This window comes from Sphingomonas tabacisoli (assembly GCF_042678385.1).
Taxonomy (GTDB): domain Bacteria; phylum Pseudomonadota; class Alphaproteobacteria; order Sphingomonadales; family Sphingomonadaceae; genus Sphingomonas_B; species Sphingomonas_B tabacisoli.
This window is the reverse complement of sequence record NZ_JBHUDY010000001.1, coordinates 620,048-636,092: the sequence shown is the minus strand read 5'-3', so window position 1 is coordinate 636,092 and position 16,045 is coordinate 620,048. Positions and strand designations below refer to the sequence as shown.

18 protein-coding genes are annotated in these 16,045 nt (G+C 66.0%); 10 read left to right on the top strand and 8 right to left on the bottom strand.

Going from position 1 to position 16,045, the window contains the following annotated elements; all coding sequences use genetic code 11:
• Positions 1-58: 58 nt before the first annotated feature.
• Both ACFSCW_RS03610 and ACFSCW_RS03605 read right to left on the bottom strand, forming a co-directional pair.
• Positions 59-559 (bottom strand): hypothetical protein, encoded by a 501-nt coding sequence (locus tag ACFSCW_RS03610; RefSeq protein WP_380886987.1) that lies wholly within the window; start codon positions 557-559, stop codon positions 59-61.
• 74 nt (positions 560-633) lie between these two features.
• Positions 634-2,751 (bottom strand): prolyl oligopeptidase family serine peptidase, encoded by a 2,118-nt coding sequence (locus ACFSCW_RS03605; RefSeq protein WP_380886985.1) that lies wholly within the window; start codon positions 2,749-2,751, stop codon positions 634-636.
• 144 nt (positions 2,752-2,895) lie between these two features.
• Here ACFSCW_RS03605 and ACFSCW_RS03600 point away from each other — a divergent pair, with 144 nt between their 5' ends.
• A complete protein-coding gene (locus ACFSCW_RS03600) occupies positions 2,896-3,660 on the top strand; it encodes a helix-turn-helix domain-containing protein (RefSeq protein ID WP_380886983.1) in 765 nt (254 codons plus the stop codon).
• Here ACFSCW_RS03600 and ACFSCW_RS03595 read toward each other — a convergent pair.
• Entirely contained in the window at positions 3,657-3,938 is a 282-nt protein-coding gene (locus ACFSCW_RS03595) for a ribbon-helix-helix domain-containing protein (RefSeq protein ID WP_380886981.1), read from the bottom strand. The genes ACFSCW_RS03600 and ACFSCW_RS03595 overlap by 4 nt on opposite strands.
• A 66-nt stretch (positions 3,939-4,004) precedes the next feature.
• On the opposite strand from ACFSCW_RS03595, the gene ACFSCW_RS03590 reads away from it, so the two are divergent.
• Positions 4,005-4,313, top strand: coding sequence for a hypothetical protein (locus tag ACFSCW_RS03590; RefSeq protein ID WP_380886979.1), 309 nt, complete (start codon positions 4,005-4,007; stop codon positions 4,311-4,313).
• Between the two features lie 36 nt (positions 4,314-4,349).
• On the opposite strand, the gene phbB is transcribed toward ACFSCW_RS03590, so the two are convergent.
• The 4 genes from phbB to ACFSCW_RS03570 are packed head-to-tail and all read right to left on the bottom strand — an operon-like array spanning position 4,350 to position 9,286.
• A complete protein-coding gene (gene phbB, locus ACFSCW_RS03585) occupies positions 4,350-5,072 on the bottom strand; it encodes an acetoacetyl-CoA reductase (RefSeq protein ID WP_380886977.1) in 723 nt (240 codons plus the stop codon).
• A gap of 32 nt (positions 5,073-5,104) precedes the next feature.
• Positions 5,105-6,112 carry a ferrochelatase gene (gene hemH, locus ACFSCW_RS03580; RefSeq protein WP_380886975.1) on the bottom strand — a complete coding sequence of 336 codons (1,008 nt, stop codon included), beginning with the start codon at positions 6,110-6,112 and terminating at the stop codon, positions 5,105-5,107.
• Positions 6,109-8,331, bottom strand: a complete 2,223-nt coding sequence (locus ACFSCW_RS03575) for a xanthine dehydrogenase family protein molybdopterin-binding subunit (protein ID WP_380886973.1) — start codon at positions 8,329-8,331, stop codon at positions 6,109-6,111. Before ACFSCW_RS03575 ends, hemH begins: the two co-directional genes overlap by 4 nt.
• Positions 8,332-8,350: 19 nt before the next feature.
• On the bottom strand, positions 8,351-9,286 hold the full coding sequence (locus tag ACFSCW_RS03570) for a LysR substrate-binding domain-containing protein (RefSeq protein WP_380886971.1): 936 nt from the start codon (positions 9,284-9,286) through the stop codon (positions 8,351-8,353).
• Between the two features lie 115 nt (positions 9,287-9,401).
• Here ACFSCW_RS03570 and ACFSCW_RS03565 point away from each other — a divergent pair, with 115 nt between their 5' ends.
• The 8 genes from ACFSCW_RS03565 (at position 9,402) to purQ (ending at position 15,248) form a co-directional block, all read left to right on the top strand.
• Entirely contained in the window at positions 9,402-9,590 is a 189-nt protein-coding gene (locus ACFSCW_RS03565) for a hypothetical protein (protein WP_380886969.1), read from the top strand.
• 50 nt (positions 9,591-9,640) lie between these two features.
• Positions 9,641-10,159, top strand: coding sequence for a CAP domain-containing protein (locus ACFSCW_RS03560; protein WP_380886967.1), 519 nt, complete (start codon positions 9,641-9,643; stop codon positions 10,157-10,159).
• Between the two features lie 121 nt (positions 10,160-10,280).
• Positions 10,281-11,060, top strand: coding sequence for a phosphoribosylaminoimidazolesuccinocarboxamide synthase (purC, locus tag ACFSCW_RS03555; RefSeq protein WP_380886965.1), 780 nt, complete (start codon positions 10,281-10,283; stop codon positions 11,058-11,060).
• A gap of 47 nt (positions 11,061-11,107) precedes the next feature.
• Positions 11,108-11,395, top strand: a complete 288-nt coding sequence (locus ACFSCW_RS03550) for a hypothetical protein (protein WP_380886963.1) — start codon at positions 11,108-11,110, stop codon at positions 11,393-11,395.
• Between the two features lie 176 nt (positions 11,396-11,571).
• The gene (locus tag ACFSCW_RS03545; RefSeq protein ID WP_380886961.1) at positions 11,572-12,768 is read left to right on the top strand and encodes a transferrin-binding protein-like solute binding protein; all 1,197 of its coding nucleotides are present in this window, start codon (positions 11,572-11,574) and stop codon (positions 12,766-12,768) included.
• Complete coding sequence (locus tag ACFSCW_RS03540) at positions 12,768-14,099, top strand: surface lipoprotein assembly modifier (RefSeq protein WP_380886959.1); 1,332 nt, start codon at positions 12,768-12,770, stop codon at positions 14,097-14,099. Before ACFSCW_RS03545 ends, ACFSCW_RS03540 begins: the two co-directional genes overlap by 1 nt.
• Positions 14,100-14,347: 248 nt before the next feature.
• Positions 14,348-14,578, top strand: coding sequence for a phosphoribosylformylglycinamidine synthase subunit PurS (purS, locus tag ACFSCW_RS03535; RefSeq protein ID WP_380886957.1), 231 nt, complete (start codon positions 14,348-14,350; stop codon positions 14,576-14,578).
• Between the two features lies 1 nt (position 14,579).
• Entirely contained in the window at positions 14,580-15,248 is a 669-nt protein-coding gene (purQ, locus tag ACFSCW_RS03530; RefSeq protein ID WP_380886955.1) for a phosphoribosylformylglycinamidine synthase subunit PurQ, read from the top strand.
• Here purQ and ACFSCW_RS03525 read toward each other — a convergent pair.
• Entirely contained in the window at positions 15,245-15,997 is a 753-nt protein-coding gene (locus ACFSCW_RS03525; protein WP_380886953.1) for a queuosine precursor transporter, read from the bottom strand. The genes purQ and ACFSCW_RS03525 overlap by 4 nt on opposite strands.
• Between the last annotated feature and the right edge of the window lie 48 nt (positions 15,998-16,045).

Here is a 16,045-nt window from a genome sequence, read left to right as displayed (position 1 = left end):
CGTCACAGATCAAATGCGTCCCTCGACTTCGCTCGGGATGGACGCTCAGTAACGGATCCTACCGAAACGCGATGTCGCGGCCGAGATCGACGTTGACGATCTGGCCGTCGCGGACCTGGCAGCGGAAGCCCCATGTGTCCGGATGCTCGCGCCAGGTGCGGCGCGCCTCGACGACGCCGTCCACGTCCCAGCCGCCCGGCCGGCGATCGACACCCTGGATATCGCGGACCACGGCGCGCACGCCCTGGTCATAGCCGCGCTGTTCGGCCGCCATCGCGCAGGCGTCGACGGCATCGTCCTCGGTGCCGATCATCGCCGGACGGGCATAACCGCCGCCACGTTCGGCACCGGTAGCGCCTTCGGCAAAGCCCTGGCGCGCGGCGCGCATCGCCTGACGCGCAGCGATCTTCGCCTCTTCGGCCGCCTGTTGCGCAGCCACCGCCGCCTGCCCGACCGCGCGGCCAAGGTCGCGCGACGTCTGCGGGTCGATCACTTGCGCCGAAGCGGCGGTCCCGCTCAGCGTCGCCCCCAGCACGGCCATCGTCATCAGTCTGTTCATGACAACCACTCCGAATCCCCCGAAAAAATGATCCGGGCTTTATAGCGGTTCCAACTGGCTGACGGATGAACGATTTACTTGAGCGTCAGCCCCGTCCACTTGGCGATGAACGCCCATTGGTCGGCGGTTTCCTCGATGATCTTGTCGGTCGGCTTGCCGGAGCCATGGCCAGCGCGCGTCTCGATGCGGATCAGATGCGGCTTCGCGCCGATATCGCTTGCCTGCAGCATTGCCGCATATTTGAAGCTGTGCCCGGGAACGACGCGGTCGTCGGTATCCGCGGTCGTCACCAGAACCGCCGGATAGTCCCGCCCGCCCTTCACATTGTGATACGGAGAATAGGCCCAGAGCGTCTTGAAATCGGCTTCCTTCGACGGATAGCCATAATCGTCGACCCAATAGCGCCCGGCGGTGAACCGGTCGAAGCGGGTCATGTCCATCACCCCCACGGCCGGCAGCGCCGCCGCGAACAGGTCCGGACGCTGGTTGACCACCGCGCCGATCAGCAGCCCGCCGTTCGACCCACCCTGCACCGCAAGCTGGTTCGGCCCGGTGATCCCTTCCTTCTTGAGATACTCGCCGGCGGCGATGAAATCGTCGAACACGTTCTGCTTGTGCGCGAGCCGGCCGGCATCGTGCCATTCCTTGCCATATTCGCCGCCGCCCCGAATGTTGGCGAGCGCGAACACCCCGCCCGCCTGCACCCAGGCAAGCCGCGCCGCAGAGAAGCTCGGCGGCAGCGACACGTTGAATCCACCATAGCCATAGAGCAAAGTCGGCGCCGGCCCGGTCACGTCCTTGCGGCGCACGATGAACATCGGCACCCGCGTCCCGTCCTTCGACGCGTAGAAACGCTGCTCGACCCGGTAATCGTCCGGATTGAACGCGACCTTCGGCTGCGCCCAGACCGATGTCGCGCCGGTCCGCGCGTCATAGCGATAGATCGTCGTCGGCGTCGCAAAGCTGGTGAAGGAGAAGAAGCTCTCCGGATCGCCCGGCTTGCCGTCGAAGCCGGCGGCGGTGCCAATCCCCGGCAGCGTCAGCTTCCCCTTCAGCTTCCCGTCGAGCGCATAGCGCCGCACTTCGCTCTTCGCGTCGACCAGATAGGTCGCGACGATCTCCGGCCCGACCATCGACGCGCCTTCCAGCGTCGCCGAATCCTGCGGCACGATCTCCCGCAGCGTGCCCGCCGCGCCGACGGCCACGATCCGCTGCCGCGGCGCATCCTTATTGGTCAGGAAATAGAAAGTGTCGCCGCTGTTGCCGACGAACTGCCAATTATTCTCCAGCCCCTTGAACAAAGTGCGCGGCTTGGCGCCCGGCGCATTCAGGTCGATGACCGTGATCTCGTAACGGTCGTCTGTCCCTTCCGACGACGTGACGATCAGCCAGCGCCCGTCGTCGCTCGTCTCGGCCGTGTTGTTCCACTTCGGATGATCGGGCGTCGCATAGATTTTCGCGTCGGCGCTCTGCGGCGTGCCGAGCTTGTGGAAATAGACGACGTGGTTCTCATTCAGCGCCTGAAACTGCGGACCCTGGGGCTTGGGAAAGCGCGAATAATAGAAGCCGCTGCCGTCCTTCGCCCAGGCGAGGCCGGTGAACTTGGCCCATTCGACCGCGTCCCCGGTCTCCTTGCCCGTAGCGACATCCATCACCTTGATCGTGCGCCAGTCGGTGCCCCCGTCCTGCACGGCATAGGCGAGGTGCCGCCCGTCTTCCGAAGGCAGCCACTCCGCGAGCGCCGTCGCGCCGTCCTTGGCCCAAAGGTTCGGGTCGATCAGCAACCGCGCCGGCCCGTCCACACTGTCGCGAACATAGAGCGGCGACTGGTTCTGCAGCCCGCTATTGTGCTGATAGAAATAGCGGCCGCCTTTCTTCGCCGGCACGCCGAACCGCTCGTAATCGAAAAGCGCCTTGATCCGGGCCTTGAACGCGTCACGCGCCGGAAGCGTCGCCAAATAGGCCTGCGTGACGTTATTCTCCGCCGTCACCCACTCGCGCACCTTCGCGTCTTGGCGAACGTCGTTCTCCAGCCAGCGATAGGGATCGGCGACCTGGATGCCGAAATGATCTTCGACAAGAGCCTGCCGCTCCGTCTTCGGATAGGCGAGCGCGGCGGGCGAAACGGCGGTTGCGGTCATCTGGGCGGAAGCTGCAGTCGAAAGGAGAAAAGCGGCGGCGAGCAGGCGCATCTAGGCACTCCGGTTGGATTTGCGAGACTTAGCCCCGCGCCCGCGCGAAAAGCCAGACCCGGAGTGACCCTGACGGGCCGTGCACCGGAGATACAATTTTTTGAGGGTGGCTGATTGCGCGGACCGCCCGTAGGCGATGCGGCGATGCGAGAACATTCGCCAGATGGCTATGCAACGCTGACCGAGAAGGAAAAGCAGACGTTGCGCCTGATCGTGCGCGGCCACGACGCCCAGTCGACAGCGCGGCACCTCGGTCTTTCGGTGCATACGATCAACGAACGGCTCCGCGACGCGCGGCGCAAGCTTGCGGTATCCAGCAGCCGCGAGGCCGCGCGCCTGCTGCTCGAGTGGGAAGGGGCGGACCCCGATTCCTTGGTGGACAAGCAAATCGGGGACGCCACGAGGCGCCTGGAGGTGAGACAGGATGGCGGCCCGGAGAATGGGTCGGGACGAGCGGGACGGCTCGCCCGGATAGGAACAGGAGCTGCCGTCATGTCACTCGCCATTGGACTTCTCGCGCTCGTTGCGTCGCCCCTGATCGCGCCCGCTCCTCAAGGCGGCGCTGCTTCCACCCAAGCGGCCAATTCGGCGGTGGCCGCATCGGCGCAGAGCTGGCTCGCCTTGGTCGATCAAGGACGGTGGGAGGAAAGCTGGGCCGCGACGGCCTCGTCGTTCAGAAGCTTGAACACGACCGAGCTGTGGGCCTCCACGTCGCAAAAGGCGCGGGTTCCGCTCGGCGCCGTACGATCCCGGGTGCTGCTCAGCCAGGAAAGCGTCCCCGCCCCGCCGAATGGTGTCGAGGTCCTCAAATACCGGACAAGTTTCGCGAACAAGCCAAACGCGGTGGAGACTTTGAGCCTGGCGCTGGAGGACGGAAGCTGGCGCGTGGTCGGCTATTACATCGATTAGCGCATCTGGGTCGAAGCGCGCGCACCCGCTGACGGACCGGCATCAGCCCGCGCGAAAAGCCAGACCCGGATCGCGCTGGCGAGGTTCGACGGATTGGGGGCGGCGATCCGCTCGGCGTCGATGCGCGCCACCAGCGCCGAAAGCGGAATGTCGGCTTCCCTCGCCGCATCTTGCAGCGCCGTCCAGAAGACCGGTTCCAGGCTGATCGAGGTCGGATGACCGGCAATCGTCATCGACCGCTTCACTGGCGGATGAAAGGGCGTCGCGGGCTCAGACACAATTCATAACACAAGACGGCCGATCGATTCTGTAGATGGGCGGCACGATAGCAAAAGGAGAATATCGTGCTCGCAGGTCTTTCACTCGCTCTTCTGGCTTCGCTTGCGCCCGCGGATCATGCCGGCTGCCGCGCCGTCGGCAACGTCATTCACGCGAAAGCCGGCAAGGCGCTGGTCTGTGTCGGCGATCGTTCTGCGCCAGGCAAGGTGCATACGGTCCGCCGCCTCGCGTCCGTCGGCACGCCGGGCCGAATCCCGCACTTCCGCTGGGTCGAAACCGGCCATGTCCGGGTCGAGCGGATCGAAGGCCGCGTGGCCGAAGCCACCGTGCTTCGCGGCCCCGTCCAGGCGGGTCACCGCATCGCGATGGATTGAAATAGCCGGGGGCGGACCAGTGCCGCCCCCGACACCTCAATACATGTGCTGACCGCCATTGATGCTGAGCGTCGAGCCGGTCACGAACCCGCCGTCCTCGGCGCACAGGAACGTCACGCCCCGCGCGATTTCCTCGGCCTTGCCCAGCCGGCCGACCGGAATCTTGGCGACGATCTTTTCAAGCACGTCGGGCGGCACCGCTGCGACCATGTCGGTGTCGATATAGCCCGGCGCGATCGCGTTCACGGTGATGCCGGCGCGCGCGCCTTCCTGTGCCAGCGCCTTGGTGAAGCCGTGGATGCCCGACTTTGCCGCAGCATAGTTGACCTGGCCATATTGGCCGGCTTGCCCGTTGATCGATCCGATATTGACGATGCGGCCGTACCGCCGGGTGTTCATCCCGTCCCACACCGCCTTCGCCATGTTGAAGCAGCCGCCCAGGTTGGTGTCGATCACATCGTCCCAGGCCGCGCGGTTCATCCGCTTCATCGTGCCGTCGCGGGTGATGCCGGCATTGTTGACCAGCACGTCGACGGGGCCGAGTTCGGTTTCCACCTGCGCGATGCCGGCGACGCATGCGTCATAGTCCGAAACGTCCCATTTATACGCCTTGATGCCGGTGCGCTCGGTGAATTCGCGCGCGCGTTCGTCGTTGCCGGCATAATTGGCGGCGACTGTCATGCCGGCATCTTTCAGGGCCAGGCTGATCGCCTCGCCGATGCCGCGCGTGCCGCCGGTGACCACCGCTACCCGTGCCATGCTTCCTCTCCCCTGCTTGTTTGCCGCAGACCCTACGAAGCGGCGATCCACCCTGCAAGTTCACGCGCAAGTAAGCCGCGCAGCAGCGTCAGCCCTTCCTCGCTGTCGTTGAGGCAGGGCAGATAGGCGAAGTCGGAGCCGCCGCTTTCCAGGAACGTCTCGCGTCCGCGGATCGCCAGCTCTTCCAGCGTCTCCAGGCAATCGACCGAAAAGCCGGGTGCGACCACCGCGACCTTCTTGACGGCTTCGCCCGGCAGACCGCGCAGCACTGCGTCGGTCGCGGGCTCCAGCCACTTGGCCCGGCCGAAGCGGGACTGGAAGGAAATCCGGACTTCCCGCCCGAGGGCCTCGCCCAGCAGCCGCGCCGTCTTTTGGCAGTGGCAGTGATAAGGATCGCCCAGCTTCAGCGTCCGCTCCGGCATGCCGTGGAAGCTCGCCAGGATCAGCTCCGGCGTAAAATCGAGCTTGGCCAGTGAGCCTTCGATCGAGGCTTTCAGCGCCGCGATATAGGCCGGGTCGTCGTGATAAGGCGGCAGTGTCCGCGCCGCCGGCTGCCAGCGCATCCGCGACAGCACCTCGAACGCCTTGTCGTTGGCCGTCGCCGTCGTCGCCGCGCAATATTGCGGGTACATCGGCGCAAGCAGGATACGGTCGCATCCCGCGTCCATCAGCGCCCTCAGCCGTGCATCGATCGATGGTCGCCCATAACGCATCGCCCAATCGACGGTGACCTCCGGCCCGAACGCGCCCAACAGTCTCTCCGCCTTCGCCCGCGTATAATGTGCGAGCGGCGAGCCATGTTCGGTCCACACCAGCCGATAGGCGTGCGCCGACTTCTTGGGCCGGGTGCGCAGGATGATGCCGCGCAGGATCGGCTGCCACGCAAGCGGCGGAATCTCGACCACGCGCCGGTCCGACAGGAACTCGGCCAGATAACGCCGCACCGCCGGCGCATCGGGCGCGTCCGGCGTGCCGAGATTGATCAGCAGCACCCCGATCCGGCCATGCGGCGCTAGTGGGTGATCCTCCGGTCTGGTCATGCCAGCCGGATCGGAAGCTGTCGGAAACGATGCCCCGCCGCCGCGTAAAGGGCGTTGGCGAGCGCCGGCGCGACCGGCGGCACCGCCAGCTCGCTGACGCCGCCCGGCTCTTCGTTGCTCTGCAGCAGTTCGACGGTGATCTCCGGACTGTCCGCCAGCCGCGGCAGGTTCAGCTCGCCGAGCCGATGCGCGCGCGTCAGCCCCTTGTCGAAGCCGGGCGCGCAGCCGAGCGCCGCCGCAAGCCCGAAGATCAGCCCCCCTTCGATCTGCTGCCGAACGATATCCGGATGGATCATCCGCCCGACATCGGCGACCGCAACGATCCGGTCGCAGCGCACCCGCGCCCCGTCGGCATGCGCCTCGACCAGCAAGGCGATGTGGCTGCCATAGGCGGTGTGGATCGCGATTCCCTGGCCCGTGCCGACGTCGCCGCCCTGCCAGCCGCCCATCGCAGCGACTGTCGACAGGCACCGCGCCAGCCGGGTCTGCTTGCCCAGCATCGCCATGCGGAACGAGAACGGCTCCACGCCCGCCACCCGCGCCAGTTCGTCGACAAAGCTTTCGGTGAAGAAGCAAGTGTAGCTGTGCGTCGCCGATCGCCAATAGCCGGCCGGCACGCCCGGATCGGCGGCATGATGCTCGACAGCCAAATGGGCGATGCCATAGGGCGTCTCCGCGCCCGCCACCGCAAACCCGTCGCTGCCGCGCTCGGCGAGGCTGCGGGCCACCGACGAACCCTGAAGCAGCGCGTCGGCCAGCTCATGCCCATAGGACGGCGCGGCGATCTTCGCATGCAGCGCGTCGATCCGGCCCCCGGCGATCTTGCCCGTCAGCGCTGCGGCAGCAGCCGGGCGGAACCGGTCGCGCAGAACATCCTCCGACCGGCTCCAGCAGAGCTGCACCGGCCGCTTCAGCATCCGGCTGAGCAGCCCCGCCTGCACCGCTGCCTCGGCCCCGATTCCGCGCCCGAACCCGCCGCCGACCAGCATCGGGTGCACGACCACATGGGCCGCCGACAGGTCCAGCGCCTCCGCCACTACCTGGCGCGCAGCTTCGGGCGCGATCGTCGGCAGCCATAAGGTCAGCACCCCGTCGGACCAGGACGCCGTCGCCGTCACCGGCTCCAGCGACGCATGCGCGGCCGGCGCGACGGCATAATGCGCACGCTGCACCGATGCGCGCTGGAACGCCGTCTCCAGATCGCCGACGCTGACGACCGTTTCGCCGTCCGCGTCCAGCGCTTCCGCCAGGCTCCGCGCGATTCCCTCGTCGCCGACCAGTTCGCCGCGCGTCTCGAACCGCGGCCGCATCAGCTCCAGCGCCCGTTCGGCCGCCCAGGTCGTCTGCGCGATGGCGGCGACCCAGTCGGGCCTCTCGACGATCTGCAGAAGCCCACGCACCTTTCCCGCCGCCTGCTTGTCGCCGTCCAGATAGCGCGCCGCGCCGATCGGCCCTTGCCGGATCGCCGCGAACACCATGTTCGGCAGCCGCACATCGGCCGTGAAGTTCGCCGACCCGTCGAGCTTGGCCGGGGTGTCGACGCGCGGCACCGACTTGCCCGACAGCCGCTCGTCGGTCGCAATGCGCAGCGGCGGCGTATCGGGCGCGTCCAGCTCCGCGGCATCGGCGGCCAGGTCGCCGAAGCGGAAGCGCTTGTTCTCGTGCGTGACGAAACCATTGTCCGCCTCGCACGCCGCCCAGTCCACGCCCCAGCGCTTCGCCGCCACCATGCACAGCCGCGCGCGCGCCGCCGCAGCCGCTTCGCGCAACTGCCGCTCGTACATCCTGACCGAACTCGATCCCGCCGTCACCATCAGCGCCGTCCGCGTCGCGAACGTGTTTGCGAATCCGGCGAGCTTCGGCGCGACCTCACCGGCGAACTCCTTTGCGAACACGCCATTGGCATAAAGCGGATTGATCGGCGCAGCCTCGACGCCCACCATCTTCCAGTCCGCACCCAGTTCGTCGGCGGCGATCTGCGGCAAGGTCGTGAACACGCCCTGACCGGTCTCGGCCTGCGGCACGGCGACGGTCACGCGCCCATCTTCGGCGATTTTCAGATAGGCGTCGAACACATGCTCGCCACGCCCGGCGCTCAGGTTCGGCGCATAGCGGCGCGGCCATGCCGCCCAGGCGACGACCAGCCCGACGCCCGCGCCGCCCGCGACCAGCAGCCGCCGGCGCGAAACATAAGGAAGCGAAACATCGCGGGCGCGCATGAGCCGCGTCTAGCCGCGCTTAGACCGCAACGCCAACCTCCGCCCGCCGATAAAAAGCCTCCGGCCCCCGCTTCGCCTCTTCGGCAACCGTCTCCAACATCCAGTCGCGAAACAGCCGGATCTTGCGTGCGTGGCGGTGATGCTCGGGATAGACCAGCCAGAAATCGCTGGGGTCGTAGGCGACGTCCTCCAGCACGGCGATCAACCGCCCCGCCGCGACCTCGTTCTGCCACAGCAGCGGGTTCAGCAACGCGATCCCCAGCCCGGCCATCGCCGCCTGCCCTTCGCCGATCTGCGTGTCGAGCCGGATGCCGCGTGGCGCTTCGGGCGACGGTTCGCCGCCGACCTGATCGCGCCAGACCTGCCACCAATCGTCGTCGGGACTGATCCGGGCATGACGCATCACGCCTTCGAGCGTGCGGATCGAGGGATGGATCTCCAGAAAGGCAGGACTGGCATAGGCCTTTAGCGGCATGCGCATCAGGAAATGGGAGCAAAGCCCCGGCCAGTCGCCCCCGCCACCCCGGATCGCCACGTCGACATCATCGCGCGCGAAATCGACCAGGCTGTTGGACGTGTGCAGCCGCACCGCCACGTCGGGCACCTTGATCTGGAACGCACCGATCCGCGGCGCCAGCCAGTTCGGCCCGAAAGTCGTCGAGCAACTGACGGTCAGCACCGCTTCGCCGCTGGAGCGCGCAAGGCCGAAGGCGCTGTCGAGATCGTCGAACGCCTTAGCGATCAGCGGCCCGATCCGCCGTCCCGTCTCGCTCAGCGCCACGCGGCCTTTCTCGCGCCGGAACAAGGGAGTCCCCAGCCGCTCTTCCAACAATTTGATCTGATAGCTCACCGCCGCTTGGGTCATCCCCAGTTCGGACCCGGCGGTGGTGAAATTCTGGTGACGCGCGGCGGCCTCGAACACCCGGACGGCAGAGAGAGGCGGCAGTCGGCGCATAAGCCGATCTTATAAGCTGAGCTTATGCGGCCGGTCCACCGCTTTGTTGGCGTTCCGCATCCGGAACGAGCATCTACGCTCCTGCCCCCAAAGCCCCCACCGACAGGAGCTTCCAATGCGCGACGAACATGACGACCGGATCTACCAGGCCTTCCGCCACGATCTCGCGGCCAGCGTTTTCAGCCTGTTCAGCTCGATCGGCTATGCCTTCGACCGGCTGCACGACCGCCTCTATTCAGCCCCCTGGTCGCAGCAGGAAGCGCGGCGCGGCGGCGCCCGCGGAAAAAGGTTCACGGCGGTTTAACCATATCATGCTGAGCCCCCTTTACCTGTTCGGCTGCATGCGTCCGGCCCATGACCCTGGGCCGGACGTTTCTTTGTCTCGCGATCGCGCTGTCGGCGCCGCTGCTGACGGGCGCGATCGGCCGCACCTCGAATCTCGAAGACCGGCTGCTCGCCGCGCATAACCGCGAGCGCGCGACCGCAGGCGTCCCACCCCTCGCATGGGACGACACGCTCGCCGCTGATGCCCAGGCCTGGGCGAACAACCTCGCCGCCCGCGGCGCCTTCCAACACTCCCCCGACGATCCCGATGCCGACCCGCAAGGCGAGAACCTGTGGGCCGGAACGCCCGACGCATGGTCGCCCGAGGAAATGGTCGGCCTCTGGATCGCCGAGAAAGCCGACTATGCGCCCGGCCCGATCCCGGCGGTGTCCAAAAGCGGCGATTTCGAAAAGGTCGGCCACTACACCCAGCTCATCTGGCGCAACACGCAGCGCGTCGGCTGCGCCGTGGCTAAGGGCGCGAAGGAAGAGATTCTCGTCTGCCGTTATTCCGCCGCCGGCAACGTGATCGGCGAGCAGCCGGCTTGAGCCGGTCGATTGCCACTCTCCGGCGCTTGCGTTAAAGGGGCGGCCCCCGCCTCGGCTGCGCGCGTCCGCGCTTCCGGGGCGCAATCTTTTCAAGGCGCGAGAGCGCCCAAGGAGCCCGCATATGGCCCGCCGCCGCCAGATCTATGAAGGCAAGGCCAAGATCCTTTACGAAGGTCCCGAGCCCGGCACGCTGATCCAGTATTTCAAGGACGACGCGACCGCCTTCAACGCCCAGAAAAAGGGCACGATCAGCGGCAAGGGCGTGCTCAACAACCGTATCTCGGAGCATATCTTCACGCTGCTCGGGCAGATCGGCGTGCCCACCCATTTCATCCGCCGCCTCAACATGCGCGAGCAGCTGATCCGCCAGGTCGAGATAATTCCGATCGAGGTCGTGGTCCGCAACGTCGCCGCCGGCACGCTCAGCAAGCGGTTGGGCATCGAGGAAGGCACGCAGCTCCCCCGCACGATCGTCGAATATTATTACAAGGACGACGCGCTCGGCGACCCGCTGATCTCGGAAGAGCATATCGCCTGCTTCGGCTGGGCGAGCCAGGACGAGATGCACGACATCACCGACATGGCGATCCGTGTGAACGACTTCATGTGCGGGCTGTTCGCCGGCATCGGCATCCGCCTGGTCGACTTCAAGCTGGAGTTCGGCCGCATCTGGGATAACGACTACGCCCGCACCATTCTCGCGGACGAGATCAGCCCCGACGGCTGCCGGCTGTGGGACATGGAAACGAACGAAAAGCTCGACAAGGACCGCTTCCGCCGCGACCTCGGCGGCGAAGTCGAAGCCTATCAGGAAGTCGCCCGCCGCCTCGGCCTGCTGCCCGAAGACGGCGAGAATTCCGTGCTCGACCTCGAAAGCCACCGGAAACGGCGGGGGCGGTAGGGCTGCGCGCCGCCACGCTTTTTCGCAATGACAGGACACTCATCCTGGTGAAGCATTCGGCGCTGCTATCGCTGACATACTGTCTGGTGCTCGGCATATTGGCCGGCAAAGGAGACATTGAGCAGTTCTTGATAATTGCGCTCTTTATATTGCCAGGCGCCTGGGGATTGTTTCAAAACTGCCTGAGCATCGCGTGGCCCGACCACTACAATCAGTTTCGGGTCCGGCGTGGGGTCGAAGGCGCGGTTGATGAGCCAAATCTAAGCTTCGCTGGTTCCAATACCATGTTGGCTGCTTGGGTGCTCATTCTCTCTCTGGTCGTGCTGATGCGGTGAGGTTTTCTCGCCGCGTCGAGACCGAAACTTAGGTCGGATCGGGCGGCGGCTCACGCGCATCCGGGCCCACGCCAGCAATCCGAATTCCTCGCTTCGCCGAAAAATCCGATGCGTTTTAGCGGGCCTTAACCAATCCCGTTTATCGCCAATGCCGATCTTCACCTGAAGGACGGCTCATGCGTAACCTCGTCTCCGTGCTCCCCTTCCTCGCGCTCGCGGCCTGCGGAGGCGCGGGAGCGCAGTCGGTCGGCAGCAACGCCGTCCCCACCGGCGGCACCCCCACGCCGACATCCAATCACACCTTCGTGAACCCGACGGTCGAAAAGACCTATTCGGCGATCGGCGGCGTGCAGCATTACGCCTACAACACCACTACGCCTGCGGCGGGCAACACCTCCACGCAAGGCGGACAGCTCTACGCCGGCAATGCCTCCACGGCGCGCAACAGCAGCATTTCGGTCGATTACAATCCGCGTGACGGCATCTTCGAAGTGAAGATCGCGGACGCGAACGCGATCGTGAACCAGACGCTGCGCTTCCAGGATCCGCTGCACCGCACCGCCTTCGGCGGCGCGCGCCAGCCGCAGACCGGCACGCCGCAGCTTTCCGCGAACGGCATCCAGTATCTGCAGGCCGGCGGCTCGGTCCAGCCGATCCGCTTCGACCCGGCGCAAACCGACATGGTGCCGGTCGGCGACAACGGCGGCAGCTACGACGTCAGCACCTTCTTCTATCAAAAGCCCGGCACCGAGACGAAATACGTCACCTTCGCCGGCTACGTGCGCAACTCGACTTCGGTGCAGGACGTAACCGCGAACGGCGTCACCAAGACGGTCCAGAACAACGTGCTGGAACGCGGCGCCTTCGTTTACGGCGAACGCACCGACAACAGCGCCGTCCCGAAAATCGGCACGGCGACGTTCAACGGGCCGATGGTCGCGACCATGGTCTATAACCCGCTGCTCGACACGGTCGCCGGCACGCCGACCTATTTCCAATGGGTCGAAGGCCGCTCCAAGACGACGGTCGATTTCGCCGCGAACACTTTCACGCTGGACGTGAACGGCACCGTCTTCGCCCCGCAATATGACGCCTTCACCTCGAAGGTGGCGACGCTGGGCGCGGGCGCGACCTTCACGGCTTCGGGCTCCGGCCGGGTCGATCTTGTCGGCGCGGGCGGCTTCCTCGGCCAGTTCAACAGCGCATCCTTCTCGCAAGGCGGCACGGCGATGCCGCTGGTCGTCGCCGGTTCCAGCATCGACGGCGCCTTCTATGGCCCGGCGGCGGATGAAGTGGGCGGCGGCTTCCGCATCGTCGGCGGCACCCCGGACCAGCGAGTCGACATCATCGGCGCGTTCACCGGCGGAAAATAATGCTCCTAGCGCTCCTGGCGGTGGCGGCCGCTGCGAGCCCTCAGGCAGTTTGCGATACGGCAGGCAACTGTTCGGCGCGGCTGACCGGAGACCAGCTCCTGGCCGCAGCCGAAAATCTGGTCCACGCGCGCCAGTTCGATGCGGCGCGCCCGCTGATCGCCGCGCTGGAGAATGTGCCCGGCAAGGAGCTCGAGCGCCGCTTTCTCGCCGGCTATGTCGCGGTGGAAACCGGCGACACCAAGGAAGCAATCGCCCAGTTCCGCGCCATCCTCGCCAAGGACCCGAAGCAGACGCGCGTGCGGCTGGAGCTTGCCCGCGCACTGATGATGCAAGGCGACAAGGCTGCCGCCGATCACCACCTCCGCCTCGCTTCGCAGGACAAGGAACTGCCGCCCGAGATCGCGGCGACGATCCGCTCCGCGCGCGGCGTGATCCGCGACCAGCGTATGTGGAATTTCCGGTTCGATTTCGGCCTCGCCCCCGACACCAACATCAACAACGCCACCTCGGCCGAGCAGATCGACCTGCTGGTCAGCCCCAACAACCGCCTGCCTTTCACGCTCAATCCCGATGCCCGCGCGCGCTCCGGCCTCGGCCTCACCGCCAGCTTCTCGGGCGGCCTCAGGCTGAAGCAGAACGACCATCTCGCGCTGCTCGCCGATGCCGACGGTCAGTTCACCCATTACGGTCACAGCGATTTCAACGACGACATGATCCAGCTCGCGGTCGGGCCGGAGTTCAAGCTGAGCGCCAAGACGACTTTCTCGGTCGAGGCGGTCGGACTGCAGCGCTGGTTCGGCGGAAAGACGGCGCAACAGCAGGTCGGCGTGAAATCGAACGTCACTTCGTTCCTCGACCAGGGTCAGCGCGTCGGCATTCAGTTCGACGTCCGCCACACGGAATCGAGCTTCGGCACCAGCTATGACGGCTGGCAATACGGCGCCTACGGCACTTACGAGCGCGTCGTGATGCGCTCGATGGTCGCCTCGGCGAGCCTCTTCGTCCGCCGCGAATCGCTGAAGGCGCCAGCCTTTTCGAACACTGAAACCGGCTTCAACATCGGGATCGGCGGCGAGCTGCCGCACGGGATCAACGCCGGCCTGTCCGGCGGCTTGTCCTATGCGGGTTACGATGGCGCGATTGCGGTCTTCTCAACCGACAACCGCCACGATTTCCGCGCCAATGTCCGCGCCTATCTCGGCAGCCGGGCGATCCGCGTTCTCGGCTTCTCGCCGTCGATCACCTACACGTTCACGCACAACGGCTCGAACTATCCGTTCTACGCCTCGGACCGGCATCGCTTCCGTTTCGCGCTCGCCCATTATTTCTGACCGGTCGCGGCGGCCTCTTTATCGAAGGCCTGTCCTACAGGGCGTCGGGTGTGCCACAATCATCCGGTTCTTTGACATCGTCTGCGCTGCAAACTTCACGCGCCGTTGTTCCATCGGTTCGGTGGCGCAATTTGCACGGAACGTGCCGTGACCTTTGTTACCTTTGCAGATCAATCACCAACTCAATTTCCTCAACTTCGCCTCGCTCCTTCTTGCTCCCGCGCCCCGCCCGGCCTAGGTGCTCGCCCATGAAAGCCCGCATCTTTGTCACGCTCAAAAACGGTGTCCTCGATCCGCAGGGCAAGGCGATCCACCACGCGCTCGAAGGCCTCGGTTTTGGCGGCGTCAACGACGTTCGGGCGGGCAAGCTGATCGAGCTCGACCTGAAGGACGGCACGTCCGACGCGGATATCGAGGCGATGTGCACCAGGCTCCTCGCCAACACGGTCATCGAGAATTTCCGGATCGAGCGGCTCTGACATGAAAAGCGCGGTCATCGTCTTTCCCGGCTCCAACTGCGACCGCGACCTCGCCGTCGCGATCGAGCAGGTCACCGGCCGCGCTCCGGCGATGGTCTGGCACCGCGACACCGACCTTCCCGACGGCACCAGTCTGGTCGCCCTGCCCGGCGGCTTCTCCTACGGCGATTACCTCCGCACCGGCGCCATCTCAGCGCGCAGCCCGATCATGGACGCAGTCGCGAAGGCCGCCGAGCGCGGCGTGCCGGTGCTGGGCGTTTGCAACGGCTTCCAGGTGCTGACCGAAGCGGGGCTTCTGCCCGGCGCGCTGATGCGCAACGCAGGCCTCAACTTCATCTGCCGCGATGTGGCGCTGACGGTCGAGAACAGCCAGTCCGCCTTCACCAGCCGCTACGATGCCGGCGAGACCATCACGATCCCGGTCGCTCACCACGACGGCAATTATTTCGCCGACGACGCGACGCTCGACCGGCTCGAAGGCGAAGGCCGCGTCGCCTTCCGCTATGCCGAGGCCTGCAACGGCTCCGCCCGCAACATCGCCGGCATCCTCAACGCCCAGGGCAATGTCCTCGGCATGATGCCCCACCCCGAGCGCAAGGTGGAAGCCGCCCACGGCGGCACCGACGGCCGCCGCCTGTTCGAGGGGCTGCTGGAGACGGTCGGGGCCTAGACCCGCGCCGCAAACGGCGTGAAGTTCGTGCCTTCGTCGAACACGTCCACGCCTTCGCGCCGTTTCAGGAAACCGACCACGGCGTAGGTGACAGGCGTCAGCAGCACTTCCCAGCTCACTTTCAGCACCCATTGGGTGACGAGCACTTTCAGTACCAGGTCCGGCGTCCAGCCTTCCGCGCCCCAGAAGGCGAGCGGATAGAAGATCAGGCTGTCCACGCCTTCGCCGGCGATCGTCGAACCGATGGTGCGGCTCCACAGATGCCGGCCCTTCGTCCAGATTTTCATCTTGGCGAGCACGAAGGAGTTGACGAACTCGCCCGCCCAGAAGGCGGCCATCGACGAAAACACGATCCGCGGCACCTGCCCGAAGATCGTCTCATAGGCCGCCTGGTTCTTCCATTCCGGCGCGGGCGGCAGTTCGACCACCACCCAAGACATGAAGGCCATGAACAGAAGCGCCCCGAAGCCGGCCCAGATCACCCGCCGCGCGCGGGCATATCCATAAACTTCGGTCAGCACGTCGCCGAGCACATAGGAGACCGGAAAGAACAGGATGCCGGCGCCGAACGGCCAGTAACGGTCGAGCCCCGGTAGCCAGACCTGAGCCACCTTTCCCGCGCCCAGCACGTTCGACAGTAGGATGATCGCGACGAACGCGGCCATCATAAAATCGAAATAGCGGAAATGCGTCCCCGCCAACGCCCGCGCGTCGACGGCGCGGATCGGTCCCTCTTGCCCCTCGCTCATGGCGCGCACCGTATCGCCGTTTTACCCTCGCACAATCCCGGCTATGGC